Genomic DNA, 18,832 nt, shown 5'->3' with positions numbered 1-18,832 from the left:
GGCGACCCGGCCGTCTCAGACGCCGGACGCGCCGGACGCGCCGGGTGCGCCGAGGGCGCCGCGCAGCCGCTGGGCGCGCAGGACCAGCTCCAGTTCGAAGCGGCGGTCCGGGTCGTCGATCGCGTCGCCCCACAGCTCGCGGATCTGGCGCAGCCGGTAGCGGACGGTCTGCGGGTGGACGCCGAGCCGCGCCGCGACCTCCGGCGCCCCGCCCCGGGTCTCCAGCCAGGCCAGCAGCGTCTCCGCGAGGCGCCGGCCGTGCGCCGAGCCGCACTGCGCGAGCGGGGCCAGGCACCGCGCCGCGAGGTCCTCGATCAGTTCCTCCGGCTGGAGCAGCACCAGCGCCTCGGTGTGCTCGGTGCAGTACAGCACCTCACCGGCGGGCAGCAGCCCGCGCCGCATCAGCCGTACGGCGGCCTCCGCCCAGCGCAGCGACTTCGCCGCGTCGGCGACCGGCACGGGCGGTCCGATCGCCCCGGACCAGCCGGTGAGCGCGCGGTGCAGCAGTTCGGGGCGGCCGGCCGCGTCCGGTTCGGGCACGACCATGCGGGGCTGCTCGTACTCCATGTCGAGCAGCACTCCCTGCCCCACGGCGGGCGCCACCGCCTCCCGGGCCGGGCGCAGCAGCACCCCCACCGCGACCTTCCCGGGCAGCGGCCAGCCGATGCGGGCGGCCCGCTCGGCGAGGGCGTCGGCCGGGTCGCCCCGGTGGTGTTCGACGAGGAGCAGCTCCATCAGCCGGCGCTGCAGCCGCAGCCGTTCCCCGGCCTGGCGGGCGGCGGCCTCGGCGTATCCGCGCACCGACTGGTCGACCAGGCCGTCCAGGTACTCGTATCCGGCGTCGACGAGTTCGTACATGGCGGGTGGCGGGATGTCGATGCGCTGGCCGATCTCGGCGAAGCGGCGCCAGGCGAGGCGGACGCCCATGCGGTAGGTCGCCTGGAGGGCGTCCAGCGACCGTCCGCCCCGGCCCTCGCCCCGGCCGAAGTCCTGGAAGACGCCCGGCGGTACGGTGGGCCGGCCCACCGAGTAGTCGGCGTGCGCGACCTGCTGGACGAAGGCCTCGATGGCGCGGCGGATGCCGACGAGGGCCATGGGGTCGCCGGAGTCGTCGAGGACGACCGGCAGATGGGGGTACTCGCGCTGGATCTCGCTCATGATCTCCTCGGCCAGCGCGGGCGCGTCGGCCATGGCGATCTCGGCGAACCTGCGCACCTGGTGGCGCGGTACGTCGTGCCAGGCGGAGCGGGCCGTGAGGGCGCGGGGTGGCGTCACCGGTCAACTCCCCTGGCCGGCCTGCTCGTAGGTGATCAAGGGGGTGTTCGGCTGGTCGGGCGTGGCTTCGAGCAGCGCAACGACACCGACCGCGGCGCCCACGGCGAGGGCGGCGGCGAGCGCGACCGTCAGGGCGGCGGCGAGCAGTCTGGACATCGCAGGGTCAGCCTCTCTGTCGGGAGGTTCCCCACCCCCCACCGTGACCGACCACCCCCGTGTGTCGTGCCCACAGTGTCGACATGACATTGACACCACGTCAAGGGGCGCCTACGGTTCCCAGCCCGTAGGGGGTGGGGAACTCCCGCACGCGCACCTTCCCGAACGGCGTCGGCCCGTACGTGCCGCGCCGTCCCAAGTCACTGGAGTGCCCGGATGCGCCGTACAGCTTCCCCATTTTCCCTCGTTCTGCTGGGTCTCGGCACGTTTCTGCTGGTCCTGGCGCCGCTGTTCGCCTGGTACGTGCAGCCGCGGGCGGCGGTGAACCCGGTCGACATCGACACCACCGCCGTCTACACCGGCCGGGGCAGCGTCTTCGACCTGGAGCAGGTCGAGACGGTTCCCGACCAGAAGATCACCATCACCCAGCGGGTGCGCGGCAACGTCGGGGAGAGCGAACGCAGCGGCAACGCGGTGTGGGACGTGACGACCTCGGTCGACACGGACAAGTCACTGCCGGCCGCCGACCCGCACGACGCCCTGAGCTTCACCCCGCACCGCTGGGTGCTGGACCGCAGGACCACCAAGCCCGTGCGCTGCTGTGAGGCGAAGCCGCACATCGAGGGCGAGGCGTATCTGAAGTTCCCCTTCGACGTGCAGAAACGCTCCTACCAGTGGTGGGACAACACCCTCGGCGACACGGTCGTCATGCGCTACCGCGGCACGGAGAAGGTCCAGGGCTACACCGGCTACCGGTTCACCGCCTCGGTGCCGCCGACGCGGTCCGGCACCCGGATGGTGCCGGGCAGCATCGTCGGCCTGCCGGACCGGCCGCAGGTGCTGGCCGAGGAGTGGTACTCCAACCACGGCGTGGAGCTGGTCGTCGACCAGCGCACCGGCCGGGTCGTCTACGCGCGGACCTCTCCCCGGCAGACCCTGCGGGCGCCGGGCGGGAAGACGGACGCGGCGGTGCTGCTGGACGCCGAGAAGGGCGTCGAGTTCACGGACGGGACCCAGCGGGAGGCCGTGCGGCAGGCCAAGCGCGACAGCGGTCAACTCCGCCTGGTGGGCGAGACGTTGCCGGTCGGTGCGGCTGTGGCGGGATCCCTCCTCGCGGCGATCGGTGCCGCTTTGGTGATACGCGGACGAAAGGTCGCGGAAGGTCCGGATACGTCCGGTACGCCCGGGCAGCCACTCACCAAGTGAAGTGACTGGCGAGTAAGAAAAGCGGGAAATTGTCACGCCCGTGAGTAGCCGTGGGGGACGGCTCGGCGAAAACTGTCCCAACCCCACCCCACCACAGTCCGTCCACACCCTTCACTCAGAAACCCGTCGAGCCCTCACCGGGGGCTCGTTCCCACACCCCACCTCTTCACCTCCTCGCGTTCCCCACGCCGAGTTCCCCTAGACGAGTTGGAGCACCGATGCCCCAGCACGTGCCGTCCCGTTCCCCTCTCTCGACCGCGTTCGAGGAGGGGGACCCCCACCGCACCGCGCTCCCCGGCGCGGCGCAGCACTCCCCGGCGCTCCCCCCGCATCCCCGCCGGATCGTCTTCCTCGCCCATCGTGACCTGGGCAATCCGTCCGCCGGCGGCTCCGAGCTGCTGGTCGACCGGCTTGCCGACGGTCTGACCCGACTGGGCCACCAGGTCACCCTGCTGTGCGGGGGGCCCGCGGCCTACCGCGACTACCGGGTGGTGTCGGCGGGCGGGGCGTACGGCCACTACCTGCGCGCCCGTTCCGCCTTCACCCGTCAGGTCGGCGACTGCGACCTGCTGGTCGAGGTGTGCAACGGCATGCCCTATCTGGCGCCGCTGTGGCACCACGGGCCCACCCTGTGCCTGGTCAACCATGTGCACACCGATCTGTGGAAGATGCGGTTCGGCGGCCCGCTGGCCCCGGCCGCGCGGATCGGCCGACGACTCGAGCACTGGGCGCTCACCGGCTCCCGGCGGCACGGGCTGGTCGTCGCGGTCTCGCCGTCCACGGCGCACGCGCTGCGCGGCATCGGCGTACCGCGGGAGCGGATACGCGTCGTGCACAACGGTGTGGCCGAGCCCGGCCCGCGCACCGAACGCTCACCGGAACCGCTGTTCGTGGCGGTGGGCCGGCTCGTCGAGTACAAGCGGATCGATCTGCTGCTGCGGCTCTGGGAGCGGGTGCGGCCCGTCACCGGCGGCCGGCTGGTGATCGTCGGCGACGGTCCTGAGCGGGAGCGGCTGGAGCGGCTCGCCGGCCCCGGGGTCCGGTTCGCCGGGCATGTCTCCGAGGCGGAGAAGCACCGGCTGCTGTGCGCGGCGTGGCTGCTGCTGCATCCCTCCGCCGTGGAGGGGTGGGGGCTCGTCGTCACCGAGGCGGCGGCCCGTGAGACACCGGCGATCGCCTTCGACGTGCCCGGGCTGCGGGATTCCGTGCGGGACGGCGAGACGGGGGTGCTGGCGCGGGGGGAGTCGTCGTTCGCGGCGGCGTGGATGTCCCTCGCGCTGGCCACGGAGCGGCGGGAGTTCATGGGCAAGGCGGCGCGGGAATTCGCGGCGCGGTACCGGTGGGAGCACACCGTGCGGCGGTTTCGGGCGGTTGCTCGTGAGGCGGTCCGGTGAGGCGTACGGGGTGGGGCGGTTCGGTCGTTTCGCGGCTGCGGGCCGGTGGGGGTTTGCCGCGCCCCGCGGCGGAGCCGCACAGGGGCACGGCCCCGCGCCCCGTCAGGTCTGCTGCTCAGCCCGGAGTCGCCAAGGATCCCTCTCTTCGGCGGTCGGTCGCTCTCTTCCGTGCCTTCATGCGGGAGCAGGAGGAGCCCGAGGTCTGCTATTCGCTGCTTGCCCGGGACGCGGTCGGTCAGGTCGAGGCGTACGGCGGGGCCGTGGCCGGGCGGGTGGTCGTGGACGTCGGGGGCGGCAGCGGGCACTTCGCCGAGGAGTTCCGCCGGCGGGGGGCGCAGGCCTATCTGTTCGAGCCCGATGTGCGGGAGCTCGGCGAGAAACCGGTCGACGGGGCCGTGATCGCGGACGGGTATCTCCTGCCGCTGGCCGACGGGGTCGCGGACGTCACCTTCTCCTCCAACGTGCTGGAGCACGTGGCCGATCCCCAGACGTTCCTCAGTGAGCTGGCGCGGGTCACGCGGCCCGGCGGGCTGATCTACGTGTCGTTCACCAACTGGCTGTCCCCGTGGGGCGGTCACGAGTGGGCGCCCTGGCACTACTTCGGCGCCGAGCGGGCCCGCGCCCGCTACCGGCGCCGTACCGGCAGGCCCGCCAAGCACACGCTCGGCGAGAACCTCTTCCCGGTGCACATCGGTACCACCCTGCGGCAGGTGCGGGCCCGCGACGACGTGCGGATCGTGTCGGCGCGCTCCCGCTACTGGCCGTTCCTCACGCGGACCGTGGTCAAGGTGCCCGGTCTGCGCGAGTTCGCCACCTGGAACCTCCTCCTCATCCTCCGGCGGTGTCCCGAATGACGACCACGGTCCAGGCTCCTCCCCCGGCAGCCGTTCCCTCACGCAGTGCCACCGCGGGCCCTCCTGAGGGCCCGCGGTCACGCCGCTGGCTGCTCGGCTTCTGGGCGGTGGTGTTCGTCCTGTTCCTGGCGGTGCAGCCGGGGCGGCAGACCTTCGACACCAAGCTCGGCGTCACCGTCGACCCGGGTCAGTTCCTCGCGGACCTGGGCCAGTTGTGGCACAACAGGGGCTCGTTCGGCGGGATCTCCGACCAGTACATCGGCTATGTGTGGCCGATGCTGCCGTTCTACTGGCTGGCCGACCTGGTGCAGTTGCCGGTGTGGCTGGCGGAGCGGCTGTGGATGTCGCTGATCGTGTCGGTGGCGTTCTGGGGCGCGCTGCGGCTGGCGGAGCGGCTGCGCGTGGGCAGCGGGCCGTCGCGGCTGCTCGCGGCGGGCGCGTACGCGCTGTGGCCCGTGTTCACGACGGTCGTCGGCTCGACGTCGGCGGCCGCCCTGCCGGGCGCGCTGCTGCCGTGGGTGCTGCTGCCGCTGGTGGACGAGCGGTACACGGCCAGGGTGGCGGCGCTGCGTTCGGCGCTGCTGGTGCCGTTCATGGGCGGGGTCAACGCGGCCTCGACGCTGGCGTCCCTGCTGCCGGTCGGGCTGTACCTGCTCTCCCGTCCGCCGGGGCCCCGGCAGCGCAAGCTGATCGCCTGGTGGACGCCGGCGGTGATCGTGGCGACGGCGTGGTGGTGGATCCCGCTGCTGCTGCTCGGGGCCCACGGCGAGAACTTCCTGCCGTACATCGAGACGTCGCGGACGACGACGGACACGATGGCGGCGACCGAGGCGCTGCGCGGCGCCGGCAACTGGGTGGCGTATCTGCACTTCGGTGAGGCGTGGCTGCCGGCCGGCTGGGCGGTCGCCTCCTCGGCGGTGGTGATCGTCTGCTCGGCGCTCGCGGCGGGGCTGGGCCTGGCCGGGCTGGCCCGGCGGGACATGCCCGAGCGGCGCTGGCTGGTGCTGACCGTGCTGGTGGCGGCGCTGGTGCTGCTGGCCGGGTACGGGGGCGCGTTCGGTGCCCCGTTCCACTCGGTGGTGCAGGGCTGGCTGGACGGGTGGCTGGCGCCGTTCCGCAACATCTACAAGTTCCAGACGGGGCTCGCGCTGGCGTTCGTCCTGGGGCTGGCGCATCTGGTCGGGGTGGCGGCGCGCTCGCGCGGCACCGGCCGGGCGCGCAGCCGGCGGTTCGCGCCGCTGGTCGCGGCGGTGCTCGTGCTGCCGGGGCTGATGTGGCCGTATCTCAACGGGTCGATCCTCGCCCCGGGTTCGTTCCGGGAGATCCCCGAGTACTGGCGGGCGACGGCCGACTGGCTGAAGGACGAGTCCCCCGACTCGCGTGCCCTGGTCGTCCCCGCGACCGCGCACGGCATCCACACCTGGGGCTCGACCATGGACCAGCCGCTGGACGTGGTCGCCGACTCCCGCTGGGCGCAGCGCGATTACGTGCCGTTCGGCACCCCGGGCAACCGGCGCGCCATGGACGCGGTGGAGCGTGCCCTGCTGACCGGCGGCGAAGTGCCGGGACTGGCCGACTACTTGAGTAGGGCGGGCCTCTACCACGTCGTCGTCCGCAACGACCTCGACCCCGACCAGATCGGCCAGGTGCCGACGGCGACGGTCAAGCGCACCCTGGAGCAGTCCGGGTACGAGCGGGTCAAGGGCCTCGGGCCGGTGATGACCGGCGGGGTGATCGCCGACGGGACCCCGCTCCAGGTCGAGGGCCTGTACCCGAGGCAGCGGGCGGTGGAGATCTACCGTCCGTCCGGTGCGGACGTGCCGCGTCCGGGGCAGGCCCGGCTGCTGCCGGTCGCCGACACCGCCGTGGTGTCCGGCGGGCCCGAGGCGCTGCTGCCGCTGGCGGACGAACTGCGCGGCCGGCCGGCCGTGCTGACCGGGGACGGGCACCCGGGGCTCGGCACCCCGCCGGTGCAGGTGATCGGCGACGGGATGCGGCGGGCGGACACCCGGTTCGGGCTGGTCAACGCCAACACGTCGTACACGTACACGCGGGACGAGCGCAACGCGCCGGACTCCGCCCAGAACGCGGGTGAGCGCCCGCACCAGATCCTGCCGGCCGAGGGCCTGGAGCATCAGACGGTGGCCGAACTGCGCGGCGCCCACTCGGTGACCGCCTCCTCCTACGGCAACTGGCTGTTCCACCTGCCGCAGTACGACCCGGTGAACGCCTTCGACGGCAACCCGGACACCGCGTGGACGGAGGGCGCGGCCGGTTCCCCGGACGGGCAGTGGCTGCGGATCGCCTTCGACGGCACCTATGACATGCCGGACTCCATCGGCCTCATCCCGCTGCCGCAGGACGGTGTGCGGGCGGCGGCGACCCGGGTGCGGGTGGAGACCGAGAACGGGTCGAAGACCGTCTTCCTGCGGGCCAACGGCACCAAGCAGCAGATCGAGGCGCCCGAGGGGCCCACGGACTGGATGAAGCTGACGATCGTCGACTCGACGGCCGAGCGCCCCGGTCTCACCGGTGCGGGCTTCTCCGAGGTCGACCTGCCCGGCGTCCAGGTGACCCGGCTGCTGGCGCTGCCCACCGACGCCGAACGGTCCACGGCCTCCGCGCGGATCGTCTCCCTGCACCGTGCCGCCGACCCCACCGGGATGTCCCTCACGGGCAGCGAGGCGGGCCTGCACCGGCGGTTCGACACGGACGCGGCGGGGACGTACGAGGTGACGGCGAACGCCGTGGCGGTGCCCGGCGAGGCACTGGACCGGCTGCTGTACGAGGTGGCGCCCGAGCAGCGCGGCCGGATCACCGCCACCGCCGACTCCACGGCCCGGCTCGGCGCGGGACTGTCCGCGCGCAACCTCACCGACGGGGACCTGACCACCGCGTGGGTCGCGGGCAGCCGGCCGACCGTCCATCTGAGCTGGACGGGCAAGAAGGAGGTCGGTGAACTGGTGCTGGCCCCGGCCGGCGGGCTGTCCGCACGGGCCGTCGAGGTGCACATCAGCTCCCCCGACGGCGCGGTGATCGCCGGTGTCGACGACAACGGCTGGGTCCGCTTCCCCGCGATCACCACCGACCGGCTCGACATCACGGTCACCCGGACCGCCCCGCTCACCCTGCACAACCCGGCCGTCGACGCGGACATGCAACTGCCGGTGGGGCTGACCGAGGCGTACGTCCCCGCCCTCGACGACCACCGCACCCCGCAGCCGGAGGGGACCACGGAGTTCGCGCTGGAGTGCGGCAAGGGCCCGGTGCTGGCGGTGGACGGCACGCTGTACGAGACCGGCGTGCGGGGAACCGTACGGGACCTGGTGGAGCGGCGGCCGGTCGAGGTGACACTCTGCCAGGGCGGACGGGACACTCCGGCACTGGAGCTGCCGGCGGGAACGCACCGGGTGGAGGGCGGTGACGCCGGCCCGCTGGTGCTGACGGAGGTGACCCTGACGCGCGGGACCGTGCCGGAGGTGTCGGCCGCCGACCGTGAGCTGCGGATCAACGACTGGCTGGGCGACCGCCGTGAGGTGGCCGTCGGCTCGGGAGCCGCCTCGTACCTCACGATGCACGAGAACCACAACGACGGCTGGAAGGCCACGCTGAACGGCGAGGAGCTCACGCCGCTGCGGCTGGACGGCTGGCAGCAGGGCTGGCACGTCCCGGCGGGCGAGGGCGGCACGGTGAAGCTGTCCTACGAGCCGGCGACCACGTACGACGCCGGTCTGATCGCGAGCGGTGCCGGGATCGCGGTGCTGATCGGTCTGGTGCTGTGGCGCCGCAGGGCCGAGAACCCCGACGCGCCGCAGCCGGTGCCCCCGGCGCCCGGGCTGTGGCTCGGCGCGGTGGCGCTGACGCTGGTGGGCGTGGTGATCGCGGGCTGGTGGGCGCTGCTGGTGCCGGCCCTGGCGGTGCTCGCGTGGCGCCGGCCCGGGCTGCTGGTGCCGATCGCCTTCGCGGGGCTCGCGGGAGCGGGTGCCGCCGCGGCGCTCGGCGCGGGCGAACCGGTGGGCGCGGGCGAGGGCGCGTACGGGCATGTGGCGCAACTGCTGGCGCTGACCGGCCTGTTCGCCGCCCTGGTGAGCCTCGGCGGGTCGCGCGGGCGGGAAGCGGATCCGGGCGGCGGGCAGCCGCGGGACGAACCGGGCACCACGGCGGTGCTGCCCCCGGTTCCGGCGCCCGGCGCCGGACCTTACCCGGCACCACCGCCTCCGCCACCGTCGGCCGCCCGGGTGCGTCCCTTCGTGCCGCCGCCCCCGCCGCGGGGCGGGCCGGGAGAGGGCCGGCCCGGATGAGCGCACCCCTTCGCATCCCCTTCCCCGTCGTCGACGAGGTGTCCCGGCACTGCCTGCGGGACGAGGAACCGGAGACGGTGCTGATCGAGGTGCGCCTCCCGGGCGTGCTGGACCCCGGCCGGCTGCGCAAGGCGTTCACGGAGGCGCTGCGGCGGCACCCGCGGATCCTCGTGCGGGAGGCGCCGGGGCCCTGGTACCGGCGTCGCTACGAGTGGGAGCTGACCGACGGGCCGGACCGGGAGGTGGTGCACTTCGCGCCGCCGGGGCGGCACGCCCTGCGGGACGCGCGGACCCGGGCGCTCACCCAGGCACCCCCGCTCAGCGCGTCCCCGCCGGTCCGGCTGGACGTGGTGAGCGGGGAGGACGAGGTGGGCGCGGAGGGCGGTGAGGGCGGAACCGTTCTCCTGCTCACCATCCACCACACCGCGCTGGACGGTCCCGCCTGCCTGCGGGTCCTGGCCACGGCCGCCGAGCTCTACGGCGGCCGGGACAACGCCCCCGCCGCCCCGCCGGTCCGTGCCCCCGACGCGCCGCAAAACCCGCCGGACACCCCCTCCCCGTGGGCGCGGCCGGCCAGGGTGGCGCGGGGCACGCCGGAGTCGTCGCCGGGCAACGGCCTGCTCGTCACCGAGCTGCCGCTGCCGCACCGGCCGAAGGGCTCCCCGTACACCGTCAACGACCAGCTCATGGTCGCCACCGCGCTGACCCTCGCCCACTGGAACCGGGAGCAGGGCGCCGCACGCCGCCCGCTGCGCATCACCATGCCGGTCGACGACCGCCCCCGGGACGCCACGATGCCCATCGGCAACGGCACCCGGCTGGTGGAGGTGCCGTTCGCGCCGGAGGAGCTGGAGGGTGCCGACCTGCGGGACCTGCTGCGTCGCACCGCCTCGCGCACCCGCGCCCTGAAGTCGCTCCCGCGCCCCCAGCTCGGCCACGGCGCCGCCCTGCTCACCGCCCCGTGGGCGCCGGTCGCCTGCCGTGCCGCGCTCACCCGGGGGCTGCGCAGGGCGGTGGCGCCCTGGACGTCGACCACGCTGCTCAGCAACATCGGCCGTATCCCGTACGCGCTGGACTTCGGGGAGGAGGCGGGCCGGGCGCGGGCCGTGTGGTTCGCGGCGCCGGCCCGGATGCCCCGCGGGCTCACCTTCACCACGGCGTCCACGGCGGGCCGGCTCCATCTGGCGCTGCGCTGGTCGCGCGCCCTGCTCGGCCAGGACGACGGCGAGCATCTGCACGACCTGTTCGAGCACTATCTGCACACCACGGAGGCGACCTGAGTGACGACCACCGCTCCCCCTCCCCGCGACCTGCGCGACTTCTACGAGAACCCGGCCGTGCCCGTCGCCTCGGGCCCCTCCCGCAGCCGCCGCCAGGCCCGCATGCTGGCCCGCGCGCTCGGACCGGCGTCCGCCGCGGGCGGCCCGCGCACCGTCCTCGACATCGGCTGCGGCGACGGCACCGCGGCCGCCACCGCCGCCCCCTATCTGCGCGGCCACCGGCTGGTCGGTGTCGACTGGTCGCAGGACGCCCTCGCCCGCGCCCGCACCCGGCTGCCGTACGCGGTGCGCGGTGAACTGGGCGGCGGCGGGCTGCCGTTCGCCTCCGGGTCGGCGGACGCGGTGCTGTTCAGCGAGGTGATCGAGCATCTCGTCGACCCGGACGCGGCGCTCGACGAACTCCGCCGGGTGCTGCGCCCCGGCGGTCATCTGATGCTGTCCACGCCGAACCTCGCCGCCTGGTACAACCGGATGCTGCTGCTCGCCGGGGTGCAGCCGGTGTTCTCCGAGGTGAGCCTGCGCGGCATCCACGGGCGTCCGGGCGCGGAGGTCGTGGGCCATCTGCGGCTCTACACGGCCCGTGCGCTGCGGGAGTTCGTCACCGCGTCCGGTTTCACCGTCGTACGTCTGGAGGGCGCCCCCTTCCACGGGGTGCCGCGCGTGCTGCGTCCGCTGGACCGGCTGGCCTGCGCCCGGGCGCCGCTCGCGTCGATCCTGCTGCTGCACGCACGGCGCACCTAGAGGGGGCGGGGGGAGCATGTGGTGGGGAGTGGCCGCGGCCCTGGTGGCGAACGTCCTGTACAGCGGCGGGTTCGTGCTGGAGAAGCGGGCGCTGGCGAGCCTGCCCGAGGTGTCGGTCCGCCAACCGGTGCGGCTGCTGGGGCTGGTGGTGAGCAGCCCGCTGTGGGTCGGCGGCTCGCTGGCCCTCGCGGCCGGTTTCGCCGCCCAGTTGGCCGTGTACCGCACGCTGCCCATCGCCGCCGCGCAGGGCCTGTTCGTCTCCGGTCTGGTGCTGCTGGTGCTGCTGTCGGCCCGGCTGCTGGGCGAGGAGACCAGCGGCCGGGAACGGTACGCGCTGGGCGCCATCCTGCTCGCCCTGCTGATGGTGGTGCTGTCGCTGAAGGAGAGCGGCGCGGGCGCCGACACCGTGGGACGGGACGCGCCGTACCCGCTGATCCTGCTGGTGTGCGTGCCGGCGCTGGCGACCGGGGTGTGGCTCTACACCTCCGCCGAGCGCAACGCCCGCCACCGGCACCGGCGGCCCACGACGGGCGTCGAGTACGGGGTGGCCGTCGGCCTGCTCTACGGGGTCAGCTCGCTCGCCATCAAGGGCGTGTCGAGCCATCTGACGGCCGGCGGGTTCGGCGGTGCCGTCGTCGGCCTGCTGCGCTCCCCCTACCCGTATCTGCTGCTGTTCACCGGTGTGTTCGGGCTGGTCATGTCGCAGGCGGCGCTCCAGCGCTGCCGGGCGTCGCTGATCGTGCCGGTGTGCACGACCGTGACCTGTCTGTTCACGGCGGTGCTCGGCACCCTGTCGTTCGGTGAGCAACTGCCGGACGAGCCACTGCGGCTGGCCCTGCGCGTCACCGGCACGGTGCTCGCGGTCGCCGTACTGCTGGCCATGCCCAAGCACGACACCGCACCACAACCGTCCGTCCAGGCCAAGGAGTTGACGCCACCGTGACACCCGACGACCCGCTGCTGAGGATTCTGGCCTGTCCGCTCGACAAGGGACCGCTGCACCTGCTCGCAGCGGACGGCGAGGGCGGTGAGGGCGGTGAGGCGCTGTACAACCCGCGGCTGCGCCGCCGTTACCCGATCCTCGACGGTGTCCCGCAGCTGCTGCCGTCGTCCGGGGAGCAGGTGGCGGAGGACGAGCACGAGCGGCTGCTGACGCGGGTCGCCGAGGCCCCGGGGCCGACGCCGTGACGGCCGCCGGCCGTACGGTCGCGGCCCGGGCGGCGTCCTTCCTGCCCACGCGCGTGGTGGCCGCGACGGCCCGGGCGGTCTACCCCCGCTACGAGCCGGAGCTGGCCCGCCTCGCCGACCTGTGCCCGCCGGACTGCGACACGGCGGTGGACGTCGGCGGCTGGTACGGCCCCTGGACGCACCGGCTGGCCGGGCGCGCCCGCCGGGTGGTGACCCTGGAACCGGTCCCGCACCTGGCCCGGCTGCTCACCGCGACCGCCCCGCCGAACGTGCGGGTGATCCGCGCGGCGGCCTCGGACCGGCCCGGCACCGCCCACCTGTGGCTGCCCCCGGACGACGGCGGCGACCGGGGCGTGTCCTCGCTGATCCGCCGGGACATCCACGGCCACGCCCTCGACGTCACCTGTGTCACGCTGGACGAACTCGGCCTGCGCGGCGTGGGGTTCATCAAGATCGACGTGGACGGCAACGAGTCGGCGGTGCTGCGCGGCGCCACCGGCGTCCTGGCCCGCGACCGCCCGGCCCTGTTCGTGGAGCTGGAGTCCCGCATCCAGCCGGTCGCCCCGGTGGTGACGTATCTGTCCATGCTGGGCTACGACGGCTGGGTGCTGCCCGCCGGTACCTGGGTCCCGCTGTCCCGCTTCCCGCTGGAGGCCCACCAGGCACGCACCTCGTACGTCGTCACGCACGGTCTGCTGCGCCGGGTGCTGCCCCACGCCGCACTCAGGGGCCCGCGGTACGTCAACTCGGTGCTGTTCCTCCCGGACGGCCGCCGCCCCGGAACGCCCCCGGTGAGCGACGATGGTTCCCGTGCCGACCGGACGCCACCCCAGTAGACCGTTCACCCCGCGCGACTTCCAGCTCGTGCTGCTGCGCCGCATGGCCGACCACAGTCCCGGCCCGGTGGAGGACGCCCGGCGCGCCCTGGGCGCCTCCCTCGCGGACATGCGCGAGGCCAACAGGCGCTGGCAGGCGATGGTCCGCTCACCGCGCCCCCGCCCGGCCCTCTCCGGCTACCGCTCCGTGCTCGGCGAACCGGAGTCCCGCACCCCGCGCAGGGTCGGCGACCTGGACTGCGAGGCGTGGCAGTGGCCGCTGCCGCTCTGGCCGGACCTGCGCTTCGAGGTGCTGACCCCGGCGGGCGGCGGCGCGGTGTGGAACGCGTGGCTGGTCCGCGCGCCGGGCGCCGAACCGCCCGCCCTGCGCACGGTGGAGGACCTCACCCCGTGGTCCTGCACGGTGGACGAGGCCGCCCGCGCCTTCGCGCCCGCCCGCCCCCTGGAGGGGACGGCGCCCACCCGGTGGGGTCTGGCCTTCACCGCCCCGGACGCGGCGGGCGTGCGGCGCGAGGTCGTCGCCGAGTTCACCTGGGGGCTGTTGCAGCGGACGGCGGTCAGCGGGCGGCGGCCCTGAGGATCTCCTCCGCCACGCGCGGCAGCGACTCCGGGTGCAGCCACAGGAACAGGTTCGGTTCGACGAGCTCCAGCTCCATCACCCGGGGCAGTCCGTCCTCCCCGTCCACGAGGTCGACGCGCGCGTACAGCAGCTCGGGCGCGCCCGGTACGGCGGCCAGCGCCTGCCGGGCGACGGCGGCCTCGGCGAGGCTCGGGGTCCAGTCGGTCAGCCCGGGATGGGCGACCTTGCGCCGGTCGTAGGGGGTGCCGGAGGCGAGGACGGGCCCCTTGCGGCTCGCGTGCAGCAGGCTCCCGCCGACGTACTGCAGCGCCCGCTCGCCCGTGGTGTCGATGCCGCGCGCGTAGGGCTGCACCATCGCGGTCAGGCCCTCGGCGTGCATGCGCCTCAGGTGCCGTACGGCCGTGGCGTGCTCGTCGGGGGTGTAGCGGGCGGCGTACCGGGCGCCGGCGCCGGAGGCCGGCTTGACGACGTACTCGTGGCCGTCCGGGAGGTCGAGGGCGTCCCCGGGTGCCAGGTAACGGGTGTCCACCACGGGCACCCCGGCGCGGGCGAGGTCCCCGAGATACCGTTTGTCGGTGTTCCAGCGCACCACGTCCGCCGGATTGGCCAGCCGGGTCACCCCGGCGCACCGCTGCGCCCACGCGGTGAACTCCGCCGCCCGCCAGCTGTAGTCCCAGGTGGAGCGGATCACGGCGAGGTCGAAGCCCGCCCAGTCCACCTCGCCGTCGTCCCACACCTCGGCGGACGCCTCGGCACCGGCGTCCTCCAGCGCCCGCACCAGCGCCGGCAGGTCACGGTCCTCGGCGACCTCGGGGCCGGGGGCGCAGGTCACGAGCGCGATACGGGGCACGACGACTCACTCCTCGTACGAACAGTTGATCGACGAGCAGGCTAACAGCGGGGCCGCCGGGGACGTACGGGAAATCCCCCGGACGACCCGCGCTTGACCTTCCCCTTCGGGAAAGCCCCAGCATCGGTGGCGGAACGAGGCGAAAGGGAGCCGATGGCGACGGAGATGCTGACGATCGGCGCGTTCGCGAAGGCGTGCCGGCTGTCCCCGAAGGCACTGCGCCTGTACGACGAGCTGGACCTGCTGCGGCCCGCCCGGGTGGACCCGGACACAGGCTACCGCTACTACGCGGCCGAGCAGCTCGAACAGGCCCGTCTGGTGGCGTGGCTGCGCCGCCTGGGCATGCCGCTGGCCGAGATCCGCCGCGTCCGCTCGCTGGACGACGGCGCCGCCGCCGTGGAGATCCGGGCGTACTGGGCCCGGGTGGAGGCGGAGACGGCCGTGCGGCGGGACCTCGCCGCGTTCCTGGTCGATCACCTGACGGAAGAGTCGAGAAGGGACACCACCATGAACACACTCGAACTGCGCTACCGCGCCCACTCCGACCGGGGCCGGGTCCGCCCCGCCAACCAGGACACGGCGTACGCGGGCGGCCGGCTGCTCGCCGTGGCCGACGGCTTCGGTCCGGCGGGGGCGCCCGCGAGCAGCGCGGCGGTGGAGGCGCTGCGGTTCCTGGACACGCGGGAGGTACCGGCGGGCGGGGTGCTGAACCTCCTGGAGGACGCGGTGCGGGGCGCGGCGCAGGCGGTGCGCGACGCGGCGGACGGCGCGCAGGAGGCGGGCACCACCCTCACCGCCCTCCTGTGGACGGGCTCCCGCCTGGCCCTGGTCCACATCGGCGACTCCCGCGCGTACCTCCTCCGCGACGGCGAGCTGTTCCGCATCACCCACGACCACACGGTGGTCCAGTCGATGCTCGACGAGGGCCGGCTGACGCCGGAGGAGGCGGTCTCCCACCCCCAGCGCACCCTCCTCCTCAAGGCCCTCACCGGCACGGAGTCCACCACGTCCTCCCCCGACCTCCGCCTCCACGACGCCCACCCCGGCGACCGGTACCTCCTCTGCTCCGACGGCCTCCCCACGGTCGTCCCCGACGACACGATCCGGCACCTCCTGACCACGACCCCCACCCCGGACGAGGCCGTCCACACGCTGATCACCACCGCCAACGAGGCCGGCGGCCCGGACAACATCAGCTGCGTGGTCGCGGACGTGGTCGTGTCCGAGCGGGGGTAGGTCACAGGCGGCAGACACTCTCAGCGAAGGAGTACGACGCGTGTCCTCTCTCTTCCCGGCCCTGACCGACGGCCCCGCCGGCCGGCCCGCCCTGCGCTTCGGTGAGCGCTCGCTGACGTACGGGGAACTGGCCTCGGCGGCCGGGGCGGTGGCCGGGGAGCTGAGGGGGGTGCGGCGGGTCGCCCTGTGGGCCGCGCCGGCGCTGGAAACGGCCGTCTCGGTCACCGGGGCGCTGGTCGCGGGGGTGACCGTCGTGCCGCTCAACCCCAGGTCGGGCGGGAAGGAGCTCGGTCACATCCTGACCGACAGCGCCCCGGACCTGGTGCTCACCGCGCCCGGCGAGCAGCTCCCCGCCCCGCTGCGGGACGTGCCCCGCGTCGACGTGGACCCGTCGGCGCGGGGTGCGCTCCCCGACGACGGCGGGCGGGACCCGGAGGAGCCCGCCCTGATCGTCTACACCTCCGGCACCACCGGCCCGCCCAAGGGCGCCGTCCTCCCCCGCCGTGCGATCGCCGCGACGCTGGACGCCCTCGCCGACGCCTGGCGGTGGACCGGCGACGACGTGCTGGTGCACGGGCTGCCGCTGTTCCATGTGCACGGGCTGGTCCTCGGCACGCTCGGCCCGCTGCGCCGCGGTGGCTCGGTGCGTCACCTGGGCAGGTTCAGCACCGAGGGCGTGGCGCGCGAGCTGAACCGCGGCGCGACCATGCTGTTCGGCGTGCCGACGATGTACCACCGCATCGCGGAGGCGCTGCCCGCCGAGCCGGAGCTGGCGCGTGCGCTGGCCGGGGCGCGGCTGCTGGTGTCGGGGTCCGCCGCGCTGCCGGTGCACGACCACGAGCGGATCGGGGCGGCGACCGGACGCCGGGTCGTCGAGCGGTACGGCATGACGGAGACCCTGATGCTGTGCTCGTCCCGGTGGACACCCCCGGACCCCCGGCCCGGCGTCCGCGCGGACGGCGAGCCCCGCCCCGGCACCGTGGGCGTGCCGCTGCCGGGGGTGGAGCTGCGGCTGGTGGAGGAGGACGGCTCGCCGGTGACGTCGTACGACGGTGAGACGGTCGGCGAGATCCAGGTGCGCGGGCCGAACCTGTTCACGGAGTACCTCGGCCGGCCGGACGCCACGGCCGCCGCGTTCACCGCCGACGGCTGGTTCCGCACCGGGGACATGGCGGTGCGCGACCCCGACGGCTGTGTCCGCATCGTCGGCCGCAAGGCCACCGACCTGATCAAGAGCGGCGGTTACAAGATCGGCGCGGGGGAGATCGAGAACGCGCTGCTGGAACATCCGGGCGTGCGGGAGGCGGCGGTCACCGGGGAGCCGGACGCGGATCTGGGCGAGCGGATCGTGGCGTGGGTGGTGCCCGCGGATCCGCAGGCACCGCCCGCCCTGGAGGAGTTGGCCGATCATGTCGCCGGGCGTCTCGCCCCGCACAAGCGCCCGCGCGTCCTCCACCACCTGGACGCCCTCCCGCGCAACGACATGGGCAAGATCATGAAGCGGGCGCTGTCCCATGGCTGACCGTTTCTCCGCCCGCGAGGCCGTCACCGCCCTCACCGGCGACTTCACCGAACTGCCGTATCCGGAGCGGCAGTCACCGCCGGACGGCCCGCTCGGCTGGCCCGGCTACGACACCGCCCGCGCCCGCGCCGCCGAACGCACCGGCGAGCGGGAGTCCGTGATCTGCGGCACCGCGAGCGTCGACGGCACCCGGGCGGTCGTCGTCGCGTTCGAGTTCGGCTTCCTCGGCGGCTCCCTGGGCGAACGCACCGGTGACCGGCTGGAGGCCGCGTTCGCGCGGGCCCGCGCGGACCGGCTGCCGGTGGTCACGCTGGTCGCCACCGGGGGCAGCCGGATGCAGGAGGGCATGCTCGCCCTCACCCAGCTCCAGCGGGTGGCCCGGGCAGCGGCGCTCACCGCGGAGGCGGGGCTGCCCCGGATTGCGGTCCTGCGGGACCCGACGACCGGCGGCGGATGGGCCACCCTGGGCGCGGGCGCCGACGTCGTCCTGGCGCTGCCCGGCGCCCAGGTCGGGTTCGCCGGTTCGCGGGTGCGGCCGGCCGGCGCGGACCCGTCGGCGTACACGGCCGAGGCGCAGGTGGCGGCGGGCGCGGCGGACGCGCTGGTCCGGCCGGAGGAGCTGCGGGACACCCTGGGCCGCTGGCTGCGCCTGCTGACCCGCCCCTCCACCGCGCCCGCCCCGCCGCCCCCCGCCCTGGGTGCCACGGACCTGCCGGCCACCGGCTGGGAGGCGGTCCGCCGCGCCCGCTCCCCCGAACGCCCCCGCGCCGCCTACCTGGACGCCTACTTCACCTCCCGCGTCACGCTCAGCGGCGACCGCTGCGGCGGCAGGGATCCCGAGGGCATGCTCTGCGGCTTCGGCGACCACGGGGGCCGTACGGTCGCCTACGCCGCGCAGACGGGGGCGGCCACCCGTCCCGCCGGGTACCGCACGGCCGCCCGGCTGGTCCGGCTCGCGGACCGGCTCGGCATCCCGGTGCTGACGCTGGTGGACACCCCGGGCGCGGCCAACGACGCGGAGGCGGAACGGCAGGGCGCGGGAGCCGCGATCGCCGATCTGTTCGGCGCCGTGGCCGCCGCCCGCACGCCGGTCACCACGCTGGTCGTCGGCGAGGGCGGCTCCGGCGGCGCGCTGGCCCTGGCGGCCCCGGGCACCACCTGGGCCACCCCGGACAGCTACTTCTCGGTGATCGCCCCGGAACTCGCCGCCGCCATCCTCAAACGCCCCCCGGAGCAGGTGCGCCCGACGGCCGGCCGGCTCCGCATCCGTCCGCAGGACCTGGTGGAGCTGGGGGTGGTGCGGGGAATCGTGACAGCCGCGGACGACCGCCGTCCTCGTCCCTGACGGCACGCCCGCCCGCGGTCCGGGCGACCCCCGTTCGGCGGCCCCCCACCCGGCCCCCCAGGAAGGGC

General features: G+C 74.7%; 16 protein-coding genes. 13 read left to right on the top strand and 3 right to left on the bottom strand.

Annotation, left to right across the window (positions count from 1 at the left end; translation table 11 throughout):
- Positions 1-15: 15 nt before the first annotated feature.
- Together ACZ434_RS02890 and ACZ434_RS02885 are read right to left on the bottom strand one after the other, a co-directional pair.
- Positions 16-1,275, bottom strand: coding sequence for a PucR family transcriptional regulator (locus ACZ434_RS02890; protein WP_468451087.1), 1,260 nt, complete (start codon positions 1,273-1,275; stop codon positions 16-18).
- 3 nt (positions 1,276-1,278) lie between these two features.
- Positions 1,279-1,431, bottom strand: a complete 153-nt coding sequence (locus ACZ434_RS02885) for a hypothetical protein (protein ID WP_468451085.1) — start codon at positions 1,429-1,431, stop codon at positions 1,279-1,281.
- Between the two features lie 216 nt (positions 1,432-1,647).
- Between ACZ434_RS02885 and pgfA the strand changes: the two genes are divergently transcribed.
- The 10 genes from pgfA (at position 1,648) to ACZ434_RS02835 (ending at position 13,808) form a co-directional block, all read left to right on the top strand.
- Positions 1,648-2,637: a cell envelope lipid trafficking protein PgfA gene (pgfA, locus tag ACZ434_RS02880; protein WP_468451083.1), complete on the top strand. Its 990-nt coding sequence runs from the start codon at positions 1,648-1,650 to the stop codon at positions 2,635-2,637.
- Between the two features lie 218 nt (positions 2,638-2,855).
- Positions 2,856-4,031 (top strand): glycosyltransferase family 4 protein, encoded by a 1,176-nt coding sequence (locus ACZ434_RS02875; RefSeq protein ID WP_468451081.1) that lies wholly within the window; start codon positions 2,856-2,858, stop codon positions 4,029-4,031.
- Between the two features lie 176 nt (positions 4,032-4,207).
- Positions 4,208-4,885 carry a class I SAM-dependent methyltransferase gene (locus ACZ434_RS02870; protein ID WP_468451079.1) on the top strand — a complete coding sequence of 226 codons (678 nt, stop codon included), beginning with the start codon at positions 4,208-4,210 and terminating at the stop codon, positions 4,883-4,885.
- Complete coding sequence (locus ACZ434_RS02865) at positions 4,882-9,186, top strand: alpha-(1->3)-arabinofuranosyltransferase domain-containing protein (RefSeq protein WP_468451077.1); 4,305 nt, start codon at positions 4,882-4,884, stop codon at positions 9,184-9,186. Before ACZ434_RS02870 ends, ACZ434_RS02865 begins: the two co-directional genes overlap by 4 nt.
- On the top strand, positions 9,183-10,466 hold the full coding sequence (locus tag ACZ434_RS02860) for a condensation protein (protein ID WP_468451075.1): 1,284 nt from the start codon (positions 9,183-9,185) through the stop codon (positions 10,464-10,466). The genes ACZ434_RS02865 and ACZ434_RS02860 overlap by 4 nt, the downstream gene beginning before the upstream one ends.
- On the top strand, positions 10,467-11,207 hold the full coding sequence (locus ACZ434_RS02855; RefSeq protein WP_468451073.1) for a class I SAM-dependent methyltransferase: 741 nt from the start codon (positions 10,467-10,469) through the stop codon (positions 11,205-11,207).
- Between the two features lie 28 nt (positions 11,208-11,235).
- Positions 11,236-12,150: a hypothetical protein gene (locus ACZ434_RS02850; RefSeq protein WP_468451791.1), complete on the top strand. Its 915-nt coding sequence runs from the start codon at positions 11,236-11,238 to the stop codon at positions 12,148-12,150.
- Complete coding sequence (locus ACZ434_RS02845) at positions 12,147-12,395, top strand: Trm112 family protein (protein ID WP_468451071.1); 249 nt, start codon at positions 12,147-12,149, stop codon at positions 12,393-12,395. The genes ACZ434_RS02850 and ACZ434_RS02845 overlap by 4 nt, the downstream gene beginning before the upstream one ends.
- Positions 12,392-13,231: an FkbM family methyltransferase gene (locus tag ACZ434_RS02840; protein WP_468451069.1), complete on the top strand. Its 840-nt coding sequence runs from the start codon at positions 12,392-12,394 to the stop codon at positions 13,229-13,231. Before ACZ434_RS02845 ends, ACZ434_RS02840 begins: the two co-directional genes overlap by 4 nt.
- Entirely contained in the window at positions 13,197-13,808 is a 612-nt protein-coding gene (locus tag ACZ434_RS02835; protein WP_468451067.1) for a hypothetical protein, read from the top strand. The genes ACZ434_RS02840 and ACZ434_RS02835 overlap by 35 nt, the downstream gene beginning before the upstream one ends.
- On the opposite strand, the gene ACZ434_RS02830 is transcribed toward ACZ434_RS02835, so the two are convergent.
- On the bottom strand, positions 13,789-14,661 hold the full coding sequence (locus tag ACZ434_RS02830) for an ATP-grasp domain-containing protein (RefSeq protein WP_468451065.1): 873 nt from the start codon (positions 14,659-14,661) through the stop codon (positions 13,789-13,791). The genes ACZ434_RS02835 and ACZ434_RS02830 overlap by 20 nt on opposite strands.
- Before the next feature lie 153 nt (positions 14,662-14,814).
- Here ACZ434_RS02830 and ACZ434_RS02825 point away from each other — a divergent pair, with 153 nt between their 5' ends.
- The 3 genes from ACZ434_RS02825 to ACZ434_RS02815 are packed head-to-tail and all read left to right on the top strand — an operon-like array spanning position 14,815 to position 18,764.
- Entirely contained in the window at positions 14,815-15,897 is a 1,083-nt protein-coding gene (locus ACZ434_RS02825) for a MerR family transcriptional regulator (protein WP_468451063.1), read from the top strand.
- Between the two features lie 40 nt (positions 15,898-15,937).
- Entirely contained in the window at positions 15,938-17,419 is a 1,482-nt protein-coding gene (locus tag ACZ434_RS02820; protein WP_468451061.1) for an acyl-CoA synthetase, read from the top strand.
- Positions 17,412-18,764 (top strand): carboxyl transferase domain-containing protein, encoded by a 1,353-nt coding sequence (locus tag ACZ434_RS02815; RefSeq protein ID WP_468451059.1) that lies wholly within the window; start codon positions 17,412-17,414, stop codon positions 18,762-18,764. Before ACZ434_RS02820 ends, ACZ434_RS02815 begins: the two co-directional genes overlap by 8 nt.
- Positions 18,765-18,832: the final 68 nt, after the last annotated feature.

This window comes from Streptomyces sp. NPDC030893 (assembly GCF_055571535.1).
Note: the sequence above shows the minus strand (reverse complement) of the source record. Positions and strands in the feature narration are given on the sequence as shown.